Origin of the sequence: Paraburkholderia sp. JPY465 (assembly GCF_050436725.1) — a bacterium.
Classification (GTDB): domain Bacteria; phylum Pseudomonadota; class Gammaproteobacteria; order Burkholderiales; family Burkholderiaceae; genus Paraburkholderia; species Paraburkholderia youngii.
Window position 1 is genome coordinate 1,443,975 of sequence record NZ_JBNDMT010000003.1, and the last position, 16,116, is coordinate 1,460,090.

The following is a 16,116-nucleotide window of genomic DNA, read 5'->3' on the forward strand; positions in this document are numbered from 1 at the left end:
GTTATCGGTCAGCTGCCGCTCTTGCAGGGAAACGCCTTGCCGAGACCCAGCGAAATCGCCGTGCTCGCGTTGTAGCCCGCGGCGTTCGGATTCTCCGCGATGTATTTGCGCACCGCGTCGGTCAACTGCGCCGAGCGCGCATCCGGCGGCAGGCAGAAGTACTGGCCGACGCGCGGACCGGTGGTGCCGCCGATCGCGTCGATCGTGTTGAAGATGCCGTCGGCCGCGCCTTCGATGTAGGCCGCGCAGGCGCTACGCGAAGCGATGTCCGTCTTGGTGCACAGCTTGTTGAGGTCGCCTCCCGTAAACGCGGCTGCCGAAAGCGGCAAGGCAAGCGCGCCGGCGAAAATCAATGCCCGCAGCATGGTGTTCCTTTCCAGGGTTGTTTATCACGCGGTCTTTCTGCCGCGTCCGGACGGCGCGCTACGCGGCGCGCCGAAGTCGTCATTCTGCACTGTTTTACACGGCGGCAGCAGGCCCGCTGCCGCGCGGCTCGGACAAAACCGCAGCAAAACGGCACGGCCTCGCGGGCGCGCCGCGCCGCCTGCCGACAGCGTCATTGCTTCTGCTGCTGGGTCTGCTGCATGCGCGCCGTGAGTCCTTCGACGACGTCCGGCTCCTTGTAGGTCTTGGCGAAATCGAGCGCGGTCATGCCGATCTGGTTTTTCACCGACAGGTCCGCGCCGTTGTCGAGCAGCAGCTTGACGGTCGACACATGGCCGCCGCGCGCGGCCATCATCAGCGGCGTGGTGCCGTTCGGCGAGCCGGTGTCGACGTAGGCCGAGTGGTCGAGCAGCACCTTGACGATGTCGTCGTGGCCGTTCGCAGCCGCGTAGTGCAGCGGCGCCCAGCCCTTCTTGTTGACCTCGGCGTCCTTCGCGATCAGCAGATTCACGAGGTTCAGGTCGCCGACCAGCGACGCCATCATCAGCGCGTTCTCACCGGCCTTGTCCTGAATCTCGATGTCGGTCTTCGGGTTCGCGAGCAGCGCGGCCGCGACCTTGTCGGATTTCTCGCGCGCGGCGATCACGAGCAGCGGCATGCCCTGGTTGTCGACGCTGTTCGGGTCCATGCCCTTGGCGAGCAGCTTGTTGACGCCGCTGACGTCGTCGAACTTGACCGCCTTGATCAGCGTGTCGATCGGCGCTGCATGCGCGGGCACCGCGACTAGCGCCGCGCAGGCGAGCGCGGCGGCGCACGCAAGACGGCGTGCCGGCGCGAGAGCCCGGGCGGCCGGCCCGGCGTACAGCGGTTGAAAATCAGCGGACAACGTCGAAATGTTTTTCATATAGTACTTTATGAAAGTTTCCTATCTCTTTGATAATTCATCTTTTTCAGACGCCGTCCGGTGCGGCGATTCCGAACAGCCTGAAGAAGTTTTGCGTGGTTGCGGCGGCTAGCGCCTCGTCCGACATCTCGCGTTGCTGCGCGATGAAGCGTCCGACATAACTGACGTACGCAGGTTCATTCGGCTTGCCGCGATACGGCACCGGCGCCAGATACGGCGAATCGGTTTCGATCAGCAGACGCTCGAGCGGCACGCGGCGCGCGACCTCCTGCACATCGGTCGCGTTCTTGAACGTGACGATGCCCGACAGCGAAATGTAGAAATTCTGCGCAAGCGCCTGCTCGGCGATGGCCCACGGTTCCGTGAAGCAATGCATCACGCCGCCCGGCACGCCCGCGCGCTCCTCGGCCATGATGCGCAACGTGTCTTCCGACGACGAGCGGGTGTGGATGATCAGCGGCTTACCCGTCGCGTGCGCGGCGCGGATGTGGGTGCGAAAGCGCTCGCGCTGCCACTCCATGTCGGCGATCGAGCGGCCTTCGAGGCGGTAGTAGTCGAGCCCGGTTTCGCCGATCGCGACGACCTTCGGATGCTCGGCCAGTTCGACCAGCTCGGCCACGCTCGGCTCGCGCATGTGCTCGTGATCGGGATGCACGCCGACCGACGCGTACACGTTGTCATGGCGGCTGGCGATATCGAGCACCGACGGCAGCGTTTCGAGGTCCACCGACACGCACAGCGCGTGCGACACCGAATGGCTGCGCATGTTTTCGAGCACTTGCGGCAGACGGTCCGCGAGTCCTTCGAAGTTGATATGGCAATGTGAGTCGACAAACATGGTCAGGTCCTGCGAAAAAGGGCTTTGCGGCCGGGCGACGGCGTGGCCGGGGCCGCTTGGGACAGCTTGGGTATGTTCAGGCAGCGTGCTCAACTCGCGTGCTCAACTCGCGTGCGCAAGGCGCTTGCCAAGAATCACCAGATCGCGCTCGACGCCGTCGAGCACCGCAACGCGCGGCAGCGTGCCCCATGCGTCGAAGCCGAAGCCGCGGAACAGCCGCACGCTCGCTTCATTGTGACCGAACACGAAGCCGAGCACCGTGTCGATGCCAAGCCCCGGTGCCGCGTCGAGCGAAGCCGCCAGCAGCTGCTTGCCGAGACCCTGGCCGCGCGCGCTTTCGTCGAGATAGATGCTGACTTCGGCGGTGCGCTGGTAGGCCGGACGGCCATAAAAATCCGAAAAGCTCAGCCACGCGATCACGCGCCCCGCCTGCTGCGGATCTTCGACCACCCACAACGGCCGCATTTGCGGACCGTGCGCATGAAACCACGCATGCCGGCTCTCGATGCTGACCGGTTCGAGGTCCGCGGTGACCTGACGCGACGGGATTGTCGAATTGTAGATGGCGACGATCGCGGGCAGATCGTCGAGCGTGGCGTCGCGGTAGGAAAGGCTCATGGTGGCTTGGCTTGAATGGAATGAGACGGAAGGCTGTCTGGCTGCGGGCTCACGCAAACAGCGCGCGATAGCCGATGAACAGTTCCTCGAACACGAGCCGCGCGTTCAGCGGATGGTTTTCGACCGCGCGCTGGCGCGTGACGGTGCGCAGAAAGCGCGCGAATGCATTGGCGTCGGCCTGCGCGGCGCATCGCGCAAGCGCGGCCGACGCCTGCGGGAAATAGCGCGGCGCGCCGGCCGTGCGCTGCGCGAGCAGATCGTACATCCAGCGCTGCAGCCAGCCGAGCACGAGCGGCACCGGCAGCTTCTGCAGCGCCTCGCCACAGGCGAATGCGTCGCAGTTGGCGCCGGCTGCCAGCTGCTTGAGTGTCCAGTCGCGCAGCGGCCGGTTCTCGTCGCTGGCGAGCGCGAGCGCGGCGAGCGGCGCACCGCCCGCTTCGGCGAGCAGCGCGGCGGCGTCGTCGACGCCTTGCGCGGCGAGCCATGGCGCTGCGGCGTCCGGCGCGGGCACGCTCATCGGCCACTGACGGCAGCGGCTGATGATGGTCGGCAGCAAACGGTCGATGCGCGCTGACACCATCAGGAACACGACGCCCGCGGGCGGTTCTTCGAGCGTCTTCAGCAACGCGTTGGCGGCCGCGACGTTGAGCGCCTCGGCCGGAGACAGCACGACCACGCGCGCGCCGCCGCGGTGCGAACCGACGCCGACGAAGTCGAGCAGACCGCGGATCTGTTCGATCTTGATTTCCTTGCTCGGCGTGCGGGTCTTCTTGCCGTCGTCACCTTCGGCTTTTTCTGCCTTGTCGTCGGCGCCATTCGCGGCGTTCGCGAGACCGGCTTCGGCGGCGAGCGCTTCCGGCACGACGATGCGGTAGTCGGGGTGATTGCCTTGCGCGAACCAGTTGCAGGCCACGCACGCACCGCACGGCTCGCCGTTCGGCTGCGGCGCCTCGCACAGCAGACCCTGCGCGAGATGCTGCGCGAAGCGCAGCTTGCCGATGCCCGCCTGACCGTGCAGCAACAACGCGTGCGGCCAGTGTCCGCGCAGTTGTTGCAGGCGGCTCCAGTCATCGGCTTGCCACGGATAGATCATCGTTTGTCTTTATGAATCAATTGGTTGCACGCGTAACTTCAGATAGCGAATCAACCTGGCGCGCGGTTATAAGGATCGGTTATATCGACCTGAAATCAAAGAGTTGCGATCAACTCTTCAAGCTGCTTCTGAATTCTCACGATGCTCTGCGAAGAGTCGATGATAGCGAATCGATGCGGCGCTTCTTCGGCGCGGCGCATGTATTCGGCGCGCGTGCGCTCGAAAAACGCCGCCGACTCGCTCTCAAAACGATCCGGGTTGCGCGCCGCGCTGCGCCGCTCGTTGGCGACGGCGGGCGGCAGGTCGAACAGCACGGTCAAATCCGGCTGGAAGCCGCCCTGCACCCAGCGCTCGAGCGTCTCGAGCTTGTCGCGCGGCAGGCCGCGGCCGCCGCCCTGATACGCGAACGTGGCGTCGGTGAAACGGTCGGACAGCACCCAGTCGCCCCGCGTGAGCGCCGGCTCGATCACCTCGGCCAGATGCTGGCGGCGCAGCGCGAACATCAACAGCGCCTCGGTTTCGAGGTCCATCTTCTGATGCAGCACAATCTCGCGGATCTGTTCGCCGAGCGGCGTGCCGCCGGGCTCGCGCGTCATCACGACCGAGCGGCCGCTCGGCGCGAGCTTCGCCTCGAGGCGTTCGCGGAACCAGCCCAGATGGGTGGTCTTGCCCGCGCCGTCGATGCCTTCAAAAGTGATGAATTTGCCGCGCGCCATCATTGCCCTCGAATGTATTTGTCCACGGCCTTGTTGTGTTCGCCGAGGGTGTCAGAAAAGATGCTGCTGCCGTCGCCGCGCGACACGAAGTACAGCGCGCTGCTTGGCGCCGGGTTCATCGCCGCCTGCAGCGACGCGACGCTCGGCAGCGAGATCGGCGTCGGCGGTAGGCCCATCCGGGTGTAGGTATTGTAGGGAGTGTCGGTCTGCAGGTCTTTCTTCCTGATGCGGCCGGCGTAGCTGTCGCCCATCCCGTAGATCACCGTCGGGTCGGTCTGCAGCGGCATGCCCGCGCGCAGACGGTTGGCGAACACGGCGGCGACGAGCGCCCGGTCGGACGCCTTGCCGGTTTCCTTTTCGATGATCGACGCCATCGTCAGCGCGTCGTACGGCGTCTTGTACGGCAGATTCGGCGCGCGCGCGAGCCACGCTTCGTCGAGCCGCACGCGCATCAGCCGGTAAGCGCGGCGGTAGATGTCGAGGTCGCTCGTGTCCTTGTCGAACAGGTAGGTATCCGGGAAGAACAGCCCTTCGCCGTTGCCGATCGACGCCTCGGGCGCGCCGATTGCGCTCATCAGATCGGCGTCGCTCATGCCGAGCGTGTCGTGCTTGAGCGCGGGATTCGCGTCGAGCTCGGCGCGCATGCGCTTGAAGGTCCAGCCTTCGATGATCGTCGCCACGTATTCGTTGACGTCGCCGCGGGCGATTTTCTGCAGCACCTCGTAAGGCGTGATGCCGCTCTTGAACTCGTAGTTGCCGGACTTCAGGTCGCTTTGCAGCCCGAGCAGCCGCGTCATCGCGATGAACAGCTCGGGTTCGACCGGCACGCCGCCGCGATTGAGCTGCAGCGCGACGCTGCGCAGGCTGCTGTGCGGTTTGACGGTGACGTCGAGTTGCGCCGGGGTCAATTCGAGCGGGCGGGTGGCCCAGTAGTATCCAGCGGCGATGGCCGCCGCGGCCAGCACAACGACGAGCGCGCCGGCTGCGAAACATTTCTTGAAAAGGGTCATGCGAAACGTGACTGGGTTGGACTGAATATAATAACTGTTTGCCTTAGCCAAAGTCAGAATTGACTGTTCCCGGAATCCATGAACACACCGCTCGTGAACGCCCCAGGTAACGCTTCCGGTCTTACTCCCACCGCGGCGACGCCCGCCGCCCTGCCCATCCTGCCGCGCCCGTCGGCCGAAGAATTCGCCGCCGTGCTCGAACATGGCGCGTACATGCCGCTGTCGCAGTTCGGCGTGATCGACACGACCGGCGACGACGCGGCCAGCTTCCTGCACGCCCAGTTGACCAACGACGTCCAGCATCTCGATGCCGCGAACGCGCGCCTCGCCGGCTACTGCTCGGCCAAGGGCCGGCTGCTCGCGTCGTTCCTCTGCTGGCGCAGCGGCGACACGATCCGGCTGCTGGTATCGAAAGACGTGCAGGCCGCCGTGCAAAAGCGCCTGTCGATGTTCGTGCTGCGCGCCAAAGCCAGGCTCGTGGACGCGAGCGGCGAGCTCGCGGTGGTCGGCCTCGCGGGCGACGTGCGCGGCGCGCTGTCCGGCGTGTTCGACGCGCTGCCCGACGGTGTGCACGTGCAGGTCGACGGCACCGCGGGCACGCTGATCCGCGTGCCGGACGCGTTGGAGCGGCTGCGCTATCTGTGGATCGGTCCGAAGGCGCAGGTCGAAGCGCTGCTGCCGTCGCTGGATGGCAAGTTAAAGCGCGTGTCGCCGGCCGTGTGGGACTGGCTCGATATCCGCGCGGGCGAGCCGCGCATCACGCAGCCGGTGGTCGAGCAGTTCGTGCCGCAAATGGTCAACTTCGACGTGCTCGGCGCGGTCAATTTCCGCAAGGGCTGCTATCCGGGTCAGGAAGTGGTCGCGCGCAGCCAGTATCGCGGCACGATCAAGCGGCGCACGTCGCTCGCCAACGTCGCCGGCGAGCTGGACACGGTGCGCCCCGGCGCTGAGCTGTTCCACTCGGACGATCCCGGCCAGCCGTGCGGGATGATCGTCAACGCGGCATCGGCACAAGGCGGCGGCGTCGATCTGCTGGTCGAGATCAAGCTCACGGCGCTCGACAGCGGCAGCGTGCACGTCGGCGCGGCCGACGGCCCCGCGTTGCGCTTCCTGACGCTGCCCTACGGGCTGCCGGCCGAGGTCTGATGGTTGGGCAGGTAAGAAGCGGCGCAATCGGGCGCCGTTTTTTATTGGCTGCTTTATTCTCGTCTGATTTTTGTCGCTTTCTTTGCCGTCTGCCTTTGCGGCAGCAGGCGGCCGCCCGATGCTCTGAACGGGAGATGCTCCCCGATGTGCCTGATCGTTTTCGACTGGCGACCTGATGCGGTCGCTGGTCCGCTGTTCACGCTCGCCGCGAATCGCGACGAGTTTTTTCGTCGCACGGCCGAGCCGATCGGCTGGTGGCGCGACGCGCCGGGCGTGCTGGCGGGCCGCGATCTGGTGGGCGGCGGCACGTGGCTCGGGCTGTCGCGCGACGGCCGCTTCGCCGCGCTGACCAATTACCGCGCGCCGGGTGAAATGCGCGCCGATGCGCCGACCCGCGGCACGCTCGTCAGCAACTGGCTCACGAACGCCGCGCGCGACCCCGACGGCCACCCGCACGAGACGCCGCTCGCGTATCTGGAGCACGTCGCGCAAAGCGGCGACATCTACAACGGCTTCAACCTGCTGGTCGGCGACTGGACGCGCCGTGAGCTCGCGTGGTACTGCAATCGCGGCGCCGTCGACGCAAACAGTGGCCCCACACTGCTCGCGCCCGGCACGCACGGCATCTCGAACGCGGTGCTCGACACCGCGTGGCCGAAACTGGTCAGAAAGCGCGGCGAGCTCGGCACGCTGCTCGCGCGCAATGCGATGCCGCCGCTCGAACGCCTGATCGATCTGATGCGCGATCCGCGGCTCGCGCGCGACGACGAATTGCCGTCGACCGGTATTCCGCTCGAACGCGAACGGGTGCTGTCGGCGGCATTCATCGAATCGCCGGAATATGGCACGCGCAGCACCACCGCGCTGCGCGTCGCCGCTTATGGCGACGTGATCGGCGTCGCGGTCGCCGAGCGCAGCGACGACAACGGCTCGCACCGCATCGTGCGGCCCGGCGATTTCGAGCGCAGCTTCGCGTTCAATGTCGAGCGCGACCGGATGAGCGTGGCGTGATCGTTCGAACACCGCCTCGCCGGCGCATTCGCCGCCGGCCGCTCACCGCTTCGCGACAACGTCCCTCACCCGATACCGAATGCCGCGCGCAACGCCGCCGCGGCATCCGCATGCGCCTCTGCGACTTCGGGCACGAAGCCGCCCATCTTGAAGAACTCGTGAATCATGCCGGCGTAGCGCCTGAGCGTGACCGGATTGCCGAGCGCGCGTAGTTTTTCCGCATACGCATCGCCCTCGTCGCTGAGCGGATCGTATTCGGCGGTCGCGATCCACGCGGGCGCGACGCCACGAAACTCCGGTGCGCCGCGCTCGCCGTCGAGCGGCGCGAAACGCCAGTCGTCGCGATCGCCGCTATCGCGCAGGTAGTGCTCGAAGAACCACTGGATCGTGTCGCCCGACAGCAGGAAGCCGTCGGCGAGGCGCGAGTGCGAGTCGGTCTGCTGATGGCCGGTGGTGCCCGGATAGATCAGCAATTGCAGCGCGAGCGCGATGCCGGCATCACGCGCGAGCACCGCGCAGACCGTCGCAAGCGTGCCGCCCGCGCTATCGCCGCCGAGCGCGAGCCGGGTGTCGTCGATGCCGAATTCCGCGGCGTGCGCGTGCAGCCAGCTAAGGGCGTCGAAGGCATCGTCGACAGCGGTCGGAAACTTGTGCTCGGGCGCGAGCCGGTAATCGACCGACAGCACCGCGCACTGGCCGTCGCGCGCGAACATCCGGCACAGCGCATCGTGCGTGTCGACGCTGCCGACCGTGAAGCCGCCGCCGTGGTAGTACACGAACGCCGGCAGAGGCTCCGCCCAGTTCGGCTCGACCGGGAAGTACAGGCGCGCACGGATCGTCGCGCCATCGCGCGTCGGCACCCGCAGGTCTTCGACGGAGTACATCGGCGCGCTCGGGATCTCGAGGATCGGCGCGCTCTTCTCGTACGACGCGCGCGCCGCTTGCGCGCTCATCTGGTGATACTGCGGGCGTTTGGCCCGCGCGATCATGTCGAGCACCTGCTCGATCGTCGGATTCAGCGGCATGGTTTCAGCAACGTGATGCGCACAGCACAGCACTGCGCGGCGCGCAGTGCGCCAATTGTTGTCAGGACCCGGCGCAGCGGCCACGCAGCCGGCCGCTACTCCGCGTTCTTCACTTCGGGTTTCAGCGACATCGGATCGGACGGCTCGCGCAACTGCTCGATGTCCTCGTGACGCAGCTTGACCGTCGCCATGATGCCCGGGTGCGTGATGATATAGAAACGGCGCGCGGCGATTGCCTCGAACGCAATGTCGGCGACATCGTCGACGCTGAGCTTGCCCGACTGCACCGCGCGCTGCAACTGCCTGGCCGCAGCGATTTGCGAGCGCGTCGGCCGGCTCGCGTTGCGCAGCTCGTCCGGACGCGCGCGCTCGGCCTGGGCGATGCCGGTCGGCACGAAGGCGGGACACAGCAGCGAACAGCCGACCTCGCCGTCCGTGCCGGCCTGCGCGAGCTTCAGGTCGTGATACAGCGTCTCGGTCAGCGCCACCACCGCATGCTTGGACGCGTTGTAGATGCCCATCCCCGGCGGCGCGAGCAGCCCCGCGACCGACGCCGTATTGACGATATGCGCGGGCTCGTTCTGCGCCAGCATGAGCGGCGCGAACACGCGCACGCCGTGCGCGACGCCCATCACGTTGACGCCGAACACCCACGACCAGTCGTTGGCCGAGCTTTCCCACAGGAAGCCGCCGGTGCCGACGCCCGCGTTGTTGAACAGCAGGTGGACCTTGCCGAACGCGGCGAGCGCGGCTTGCGCGAGCGCCTCGACCTGCGCGGCGCTCGATACGTCGGTCGGTACGGCGATCGCTTCGGCGCCGGCTTCGCGCAATGCGTCGACGGTCTGCGCGAGCTGCCCGGCGTTGACGTCGGCGAGCACGAGCTTCATGCCGAGCGCCGCGCCCTTGTGCGCGAACGCGCGGCCGAAGCCGCTGCCCGCGCCGGTGATCACCGCCACCTTGCCTGCGAATTCGAACATCCTGTGACTCCCTGTTTGAGTGGCGGCTGGCCGATGCGTGACGACGTCGTGCTCAGATCAGCTTGACCAGTTGCTTGCCGAAGTTGCGGCCCTTGAGCAAGCCGATGAATGCCTCGGGCGCGGTTTCGAGCCCTTGCGCGATCGTCTCGCGATAGTGCAGCTTCTTCTGCGCGACGAGCGTGCCGAGCTGCTTGAGCGCCTCCGGCCACACGTCCATGTGCTCGCTGACGATGAAGCCCTGCACGAGCAGCCGCTGCGTCAGCATCAGCGACGGATGCTTGAGAGGCAACGGCTGGCCGTCATAGCCCGCGATGAAGCCGCACAGCGCGATGCGCCCGAACGGGTTCATGCGCGCGAGCGTCGCGTCGAGCCCCTCGCCGCCGACGTTCTCGAAGCAGCCGTCGACCCCGTCGGGCGTCGCGGCCTTCAGGTCCTGGTACAGGTTGCCGGCCTTGTAGTCGACGCAGGCGTCGAAGCCGAGCGTGTCGACCACGTAGCGGCACTTGTCCGCGCCGCCCGCGATGCCGACCGCGCGCGCCGGCCACCTTCGCGAGCTGGCCGACCACGCTGCCCACCGCGCCGCTCGCCGCGCTGACGACTATGGTCTCGCCCGCTTTCGGCGCGATGATGCGGTTCAGCCCGTACCACGCGGTGACGCCCGGCATGCCGACCGGGCCGAGATACGCGGAGAGCGGCACGTGCGTGTCGTCGACCTTCTGCATGCCCGCGCCGTTCGAGGTGCCGTACTCCTGCCAGCCGAACATCGCAACGACCTTGTCGCCGACCGCGAACTTCGGATTCCTCGTCTCGACGACCTCGCCGACCGTGCCGCCGATCATCACCTCGTTCAGCGGCTGCGGCGGCGCGTACGACTTGCTGTCGTTCATGCGTCCGCGCATGTACGGATCGAGCGACAGATAGTGGTTGCGCACTCGTACTTCGCCGTCGGCGAGCGGCGCCAGCGGCGTTTCGACGAGCTTGAAATTAGCGGGCGTGGCTTCGCCTTGCGGACGCGAAACCAGCAGCACCTGGCGGTTGATCTGGGCCATGAAGTCGTCTCCTTGGGTTGTTGGCGGGGTGACCCGCATGTGTCGAATCCAGGTCTGAACTCTGCGATCAGGGGGCTCAGTCGCTCGGACCGGGGTTGGCCGCCGGATCGCTGCGCAGACGCTGACGCCTGACGTCGCGGCCCACCGCGAGGCGGCGCATGTACTTGAAGGTGCCGAGCGCCTTGGCGACGAAGTGACCTTCGCTGTCGCGGATCTCGCCTTCGCAATAGGCCATCGTGGTCGAGCGATGCAGCACGCGGCCGGTCGCGCGCAACTCGCCGCGCCCCGGCTGCATGAAGTTGACCTTCATCTCGACGGTGACGACGCCGACGCCGTCGCCCGCGAGACTGCGCGCGGCCATCGCGAGCGCGACGTCGGCGAGCGTCATCGTGACGCCGCCGTGCGCGACGTCCCATGTGTTCATGTGATCGGGTTGCAACGGCAGCACGACTTCGCTGACGCCATCGGCGGCGCGCAGCAGCTGCGCGCCGAGACGGTCGATGAAGGGGCTTTCCGGCAACGATGGGTTGCCTGTTGTGGCGGAAGTGGTTGGGTCGGTCATGGCGGTGTGTGGAGTTCGTGGCCGGCAAGCCCGGAAATCGGTTCGCCGCGTGCCGGTACTCCGCGAGGTGTACGCATTAACGCTAAATGGGAAATTCTACCGGCTATCGCGTGGCTCCATCCGCCTCATTCCGCTCCATCATGCGCGTCGCCAAGCGCCCCAATCGGCGCACCGCTTCATCGAGCAGATCGAGGTCCGCGCTCGGGCAACTCAGGCGAATGAAACGATCGAAGCGCCCGGTGTTCGAAAAAACGGTCCCAGGCATGATGCGGATGCCATCGTCCAACGCCGCCTCGAAAAATGCGGCCGACGACAACCCGTGCGGCAACTCCACCCAAAAGAACATACCGCCGCGCGGCGATGTGAAGCGTATGCCATCGGGAAACGCCGCGGCGATCCCCGCCGCCATGCGCTCGCGCTGCAGCCGCAGACTCTCGCGCAAGCGCCGCAAATGCCGCGCGTAAGCGCCCGTCCCCAGAAACCCGGCGAGCACGGCCATGTCGATCCGCGCGTCGCACGCGTCGCGCGCGGGCGCGGCTGTGCTGATCGCGCAAGCTTCGCCCGGCGATGCGGCGGACCTTCGCGAACTCGTCCGTCGAGCCGTCCGGCGACTCGCTGGTGCCGTCGCGAGATCGTGGCGGCGTACTACCTGAAACTCCGACCCGATCACGAGAATCGACGCCTCGCCGCCAGTTAGAATGCGTGACCAACCGCTTCCTGCTTCGAGGTGCCGGTCATGTCCTTCCCACGCCCGCGGCTTTTCGGCCGTCTCGCTACCTTCGTACGCTATTTCCACCTCGTCTGCGCGATCACGCTGACGCTTGGCGCATGCGCCGGCCTGCTCGGCGGCGATGCGTTGCGCGTCAACGTCGCCGGCATCGAGCCGCTGGCCGGCGAAGGCCTCGAGATGCGCTTCAATCTGAAGCTGCGCGTGCAGAACCCGAACGACTCCGCGGTGAGCTTCAACGGCATCGCGGTCGATCTCGAACTGAACGGCAAGCCGTTCGCCAGCGGTGTCAGCGATCAGAGCGGCACCGTGCCGCGCTTCGGCGAAACCGTCGTCAGCGTGCCGCTGACCGTGCCCGCGTTTGCCGCGGTTCGCCAGGCGCTCGGGCTTGCGGGCATCGCGCAGTCCGGGCAGGTTCCATACCGGCTGCAAGGCAAGCTCGCGGGCGGCCTGACCGGCACGACACGCTTCACCGATCAGGGCATGTTGACGCTGCCGGGTATGGCGTCGCAGTAGGCACGATGGCGGCGGGATAAAAGCGTCGAACCCACGCCGCCCGTCTTCTTGAGCCGCGCTCGCGCCCGAGTTACGCGATCTCGAACAGACCCGCCGCGCCCTGCCCGCCGCCTATGCACATCGTCACGACGACGAACTTCACGCCGCGCCGCTTGCCCTCGATCAGCGCATGGCCGACGAGCCGCGCACCCGACACGCCATACGGATGGCCTACCGCGATCGCGCCGCCGTTCACGTTCAGGCGGTCGTGCGGAATACCGAGCTTGTCCGCGCAATAGAGCACCTGCACCGCGAAGGCTTCGTTCAGCTCCCACAGGCCGATGTCGTCGACCTTGAGGCCGGCCTTCTGCAACAGCTTCGGCACCGCGAACACCGGGCCGATGCCCATTTCATCCGGCTCGCAGCCAGCCACCGCAAAGCCGCGGAAAATGCCGAGCGGCTGCAGACCTTCGCGTTCGGCCAGCGTCGCGTTCATCACGACGCAAGCCGATGCGCCGTCCGAGAACTGGCTCGCATTGCCCGCGGTGATCACGCCGCCCGGCAGCGCGGTGCGAATCTTCGACACGCCTTCGAGCGTCGTGTCGGCGCGAATCCCTTCGTCGCCGCTGACGGTCACTTCCTTCGTGTAGAGACGGCCGCTCGCCTTGTCGGCGACACCGGCGAGCACCGTCAGCGGCACGATCTCGTCGTTGAACCTGCCGGTTTCGAGCGCGGCCGCCGCGCGCTGCTGCGAGCGCACGCCGTATTCGTCCTGGCGCTCCTTCGAGATCGAGTAGCGCTTCGCGACGGTCTCGGCGGTCTGCAGCATCGACCAGTAGATTTCCGGCTTATGCTCGGTGAGCCAGCCGTCGGTCATCATGTGGTGGTTCATTTCGTTCTGCACGCACGAGATCGACTCGACGCCGCCCGCGACGTATACGTCGCCCTCACCGGCAATCACGCGTTGCGACGCGAGCGCGATCGTCTGCAATCCCGACGAGCAGAAACGGTTCACGGTCATGCCCGGCACGCTGACCGGCAGGCCCGCACGCAACGCGATCTGACGCGCGATATTGCCGCCCGTCGCGCCTTCCGGATTCGCGCACCCCATGATCACGTCCTCGACGCGCGCCGGATCGAGCTTCGCGCGCTCGACCGCGGCCTGCGTCACGTGACCGCCGAGCGTCGCGCCGTGCGTCATGTTGAAACCGCCGCGCCACGATTTGGCGAGGCCCGTGCGGGCGGTGGATACGATTACGGCGTCAGTCATGGGTGTCTCCAATTGCAATGTCGAAGTGGCGCGCCGGCTCACCGCCGTGCGTTCAAAAGCGCATCACCGCGCCGCCTCTGTCGTTTGATGCGAGCGCTGCGGGCGTCACCCGCAGCGCTCAATTCGTGTGCTGAAGTCAGCCGCGCTCAGTCGTTGAAGCCGCGACCTTCGGCCGCCAGCTTCGCGATGCTCGGCGCGAGCTTCCACGCGTCGCCGTTCGGCCGCGCCGCGTAGCGGCGAATCGCGCGCTCGACGTTGTAGAGTCCGACAGTGTCCGCGTACAGCATCGGGCCGCCGCGATAGAGCGGGAAGCCGTAGCCGGTCAGATAGACCATGTCGATATCCGACGCCTTCGACGCGATGCCTTCCTCGAGAATCTTCGCGCCTTCGTTGACGAGCGCGAACACCAGACGCTCGACGATTTCCTCGTCGCTGATCTTGCGGCGCTCGCAGTGGGTTTCCTTCGAGTACTCGACGATCATTTCGTTGACCACGCCGGACGGATACGCGGTGCGATCGCCCGTCTTGTAGTCGTACCAGCCGCCGCCGGTCTTCTGGCCGAAGCGTCCCATCTCGCACAGACGATCGGCGATCTTCGAGTAGTGCATGTCGGGATGCTCGACGTAGCGGCGCTTGCGGATCGCCCAGCCGATGTCGTTGCCGGCGAGGTCGCTCATGCGGAACGGGCCCATCGCGAAGCCGAATTTCTCGATGGCCTTGTCGACTTGCGCGGGCAATGCGCCCTCTTCGAGCATGAAGAGCGCCTGGCGCAGGTACTGCTCGATCATCCGGTTGCCGATGAAGCCGTCGCACACGCCCGACACCACCGCGGTCTTCCTGATCTTTTTCGCGAGCTTCATCACGGTGGCGAGCACGTCTTTCGCGGTCTCTTTGCCACGCACGACTTCGAGCAGCTTCATCACGTTGGCCGGGCTGAAGAAGTGCATGCCGACCACATCCTGCGGACGCTTCGTGAACGCGGCGATTTTGTCGACGTCGAGCGTCGACGTGTTCGACGCGAGGATCGCGCCCGGCTTCGCGACTTCATCGAGCCGGCCGAACACCTGCTCCTTCACACTGAGCTCTTCGAACACGGCTTCGACGATCATGTCGGCGTGCTTCAGGTCGTCGTAGGACAGCGTCGGGCTCAGCAGCGCGAGACGCTGCTCCATCACTTCGGGCTTCAGCTTGCCCTTCTTGACGGTGGCCTCGTAGTTCTTGCGGATCGTCGCGAGACCGCGGTCGAGCGCCTCCTGCTTCGTTTCCAGCAGCGTGACCGGAATGCCGGCGTTGAGGAAGTTCATCGCGATGCCGCCGCCCATCGTGCCGGCGCCGATCACTGCCACCTGATTGATGTCGCGCACGGGCGTATCGGACGGCACGTCGGGAATCTTGCTCGCCGCGCGCTCGCCGAAGAACGCGTGACGCAGCGCGTGGCTCTCCGGCGTCTGCACGAGCGCGATGAAGCATTCGCGCTCGAATGCGAGGCCCTTGTCGAAGCCATCCTTCACACCGGCCTCGACCGCGTCGATGCATTTATGCGGCGCCGGGAAGTTCTTCGCGATGGCCGCGACGCTATTGCGCGCGAACTGGATGAAACCGGGCGCGTTCGGATGTTCGATCTTGCGGTCTCGCACCTTCGGATGCGGGCCCGTTTGGGCGCCGACCTTGCGCGCGAACGCGAGCGCGGCTTCGGCCAGTTCGGCGGGATTCGCGACGAGTTCGTCGAACAGCCCCGAATCGGCGAGCTTTTCCGACAGCACCGGCGCGCCCGACACGATCATGTTCAGCGACGCTTCGAGGCCGATCGCGCGCGGCAGACGTTGCGTGCCGCCAGCGCCCGGCAGGATGCCGAGCTTCACTTCGGGCAGCGCGATCTGCGCGCCGGCCGCGGCGACGCGGTAATGCGCGCCGAGCGCAAGCTCGAGGCCGCCGCCCATCGCGACACTGTGAATCGCCGCGACGACCGGCTTCGCGCTGCCTTCGACGGCCTTGATGACGGTCGCGAGCGTCGGCTCCTGGGTCGCCTTCGGCGTATTGAATTCGGTGATGTCGGCGCCGCCCGAGAAGGCCTTGCCCGCGCCGGTCAGCACGATGGCCTTGATGGCCGAGTCGTTCTGCGCGCGCTCGAGCCCTTCGACGATCCCCGCCCGCGTCGACAGACCGAGCCCATTGACGGGCGGATTGTTCAGCGTGAGAACGGCCACGCCGTCATGAGTTGTGTAGTCCACTGCCATCTGCGTGCCTCCGTGCGATCCATGCATTCATTGAGGCGGCGCATGATGCGCCGC

General features: G+C 66.6%; 15 protein-coding genes and 2 pseudogenes. 3 read left to right on the forward strand and 14 right to left on the reverse strand.

Annotated elements, in window-relative coordinates; translation table 11 throughout:
• Positions 1-8 precede the first annotated feature (8 nt).
• The 7 genes from QFZ94_RS21240 to mltG form a co-directional block, all read right to left on the reverse strand.
• The gene (locus QFZ94_RS21240) at positions 9-365 is read right to left on the reverse strand and encodes a Rap1a/Tai family immunity protein (RefSeq protein ID WP_018431989.1); all 357 of its coding nucleotides are present in this window, start codon (positions 363-365) and stop codon (positions 9-11) included.
• A gap of 191 nt (positions 366-556) precedes the next feature.
• Positions 557-1,288 carry an ankyrin repeat domain-containing protein gene (locus QFZ94_RS21245; protein ID WP_429459308.1) on the reverse strand — a complete coding sequence of 244 codons (732 nt, stop codon included), beginning with the start codon at positions 1,286-1,288 and terminating at the stop codon, positions 557-559.
• 46 nt (positions 1,289-1,334) lie between these two features.
• Positions 1,335-2,126 carry a TatD family hydrolase gene (locus tag QFZ94_RS21250; protein ID WP_429459310.1) on the reverse strand — a complete coding sequence of 264 codons (792 nt, stop codon included), beginning with the start codon at positions 2,124-2,126 and terminating at the stop codon, positions 1,335-1,337.
• Between the two features lie 102 nt (positions 2,127-2,228).
• Positions 2,229-2,744, reverse strand: coding sequence for an N-acetyltransferase family protein (locus QFZ94_RS21255; protein ID WP_429459312.1), 516 nt, complete (start codon positions 2,742-2,744; stop codon positions 2,229-2,231).
• A 49-nt stretch (positions 2,745-2,793) separates the two neighbouring features.
• Positions 2,794-3,837: a DNA polymerase III subunit delta' gene (locus tag QFZ94_RS21260; protein ID WP_429459314.1), complete on the reverse strand. Its 1,044-nt coding sequence runs from the start codon at positions 3,835-3,837 to the stop codon at positions 2,794-2,796.
• A 95-nt stretch (positions 3,838-3,932) separates the two neighbouring features.
• On the reverse strand, positions 3,933-4,553 hold the full coding sequence (gene tmk, locus QFZ94_RS21265) for a dTMP kinase (RefSeq protein ID WP_176108577.1): 621 nt from the start codon (positions 4,551-4,553) through the stop codon (positions 3,933-3,935).
• A complete protein-coding gene (mltG, locus tag QFZ94_RS21270) occupies positions 4,553-5,563 on the reverse strand; it encodes an endolytic transglycosylase MltG (RefSeq protein WP_013089429.1) in 1,011 nt (336 codons plus the stop codon). The genes tmk and mltG overlap by 1 nt, the downstream gene beginning before the upstream one ends.
• Positions 5,564-5,641: 78 nt before the next feature.
• Here mltG and QFZ94_RS21275 point away from each other — a divergent pair, with 78 nt between their 5' ends.
• Both QFZ94_RS21275 and QFZ94_RS21280 read left to right on the forward strand, forming a co-directional pair.
• Entirely contained in the window at positions 5,642-6,709 is a 1,068-nt protein-coding gene (locus QFZ94_RS21275) for a YgfZ/GcvT domain-containing protein (protein WP_368587884.1), read from the forward strand.
• Between the two features lie 144 nt (positions 6,710-6,853).
• Positions 6,854-7,720, forward strand: coding sequence for an NRDE family protein (locus QFZ94_RS21280; RefSeq protein ID WP_429459317.1), 867 nt, complete (start codon positions 6,854-6,856; stop codon positions 7,718-7,720).
• A gap of 65 nt (positions 7,721-7,785) precedes the next feature.
• Here QFZ94_RS21280 and QFZ94_RS21285 read toward each other — a convergent pair whose 3' ends face one another.
• From QFZ94_RS21285 to QFZ94_RS21305, 5 genes and pseudogenes are all read right to left on the reverse strand, one after another.
• Positions 7,786-8,745, reverse strand: coding sequence for an alpha/beta hydrolase (locus QFZ94_RS21285; RefSeq protein ID WP_429459319.1), 960 nt, complete (start codon positions 8,743-8,745; stop codon positions 7,786-7,788).
• 95 nt (positions 8,746-8,840) lie between these two features.
• On the reverse strand, positions 8,841-9,722 hold the full coding sequence (locus tag QFZ94_RS21290; protein WP_429459321.1) for an SDR family oxidoreductase: 882 nt from the start codon (positions 9,720-9,722) through the stop codon (positions 8,841-8,843).
• Between the two features lie 52 nt (positions 9,723-9,774).
• Positions 9,775-10,771, reverse strand: a pseudogene (locus tag QFZ94_RS21295) (NADP-dependent oxidoreductase).
• 76 nt (positions 10,772-10,847) lie between these two features.
• Positions 10,848-11,333, reverse strand: coding sequence for a PaaI family thioesterase (locus tag QFZ94_RS21300; protein WP_429459323.1), 486 nt, complete (start codon positions 11,331-11,333; stop codon positions 10,848-10,850).
• Positions 11,334-11,436: 103 nt separating this feature from the next.
• Positions 11,437-11,829 (reverse strand): annotated as a pseudogene (locus QFZ94_RS21305) (aminotransferase class I/II-fold pyridoxal phosphate-dependent enzyme); the annotation flags it as partial.
• A 240-nt stretch (positions 11,830-12,069) separates the two neighbouring features.
• On the opposite strand from QFZ94_RS21305, the gene QFZ94_RS21310 reads away from it, so the two are divergent.
• Positions 12,070-12,576 carry an LEA type 2 family protein gene (locus QFZ94_RS21310; RefSeq protein ID WP_429459325.1) on the forward strand — a complete coding sequence of 169 codons (507 nt, stop codon included), beginning with the start codon at positions 12,070-12,072 and terminating at the stop codon, positions 12,574-12,576.
• A gap of 70 nt (positions 12,577-12,646) precedes the next feature.
• Here the strand turns inward: QFZ94_RS21310 and QFZ94_RS21315 are convergent, their stop codons facing one another.
• Both QFZ94_RS21315 and QFZ94_RS21320 read right to left on the reverse strand, forming a co-directional pair.
• Positions 12,647-13,825 (reverse strand): acetyl-CoA C-acyltransferase, encoded by a 1,179-nt coding sequence (locus tag QFZ94_RS21315; RefSeq protein ID WP_368585923.1) that lies wholly within the window; start codon positions 13,823-13,825, stop codon positions 12,647-12,649.
• Positions 13,826-13,971: 146 nt separating this feature from the next.
• A complete protein-coding gene (locus QFZ94_RS21320; RefSeq protein WP_429459328.1) occupies positions 13,972-16,062 on the reverse strand; it encodes a 3-hydroxyacyl-CoA dehydrogenase NAD-binding domain-containing protein in 2,091 nt (696 codons plus the stop codon).
• Positions 16,063-16,116 lie beyond the last annotated feature (54 nt).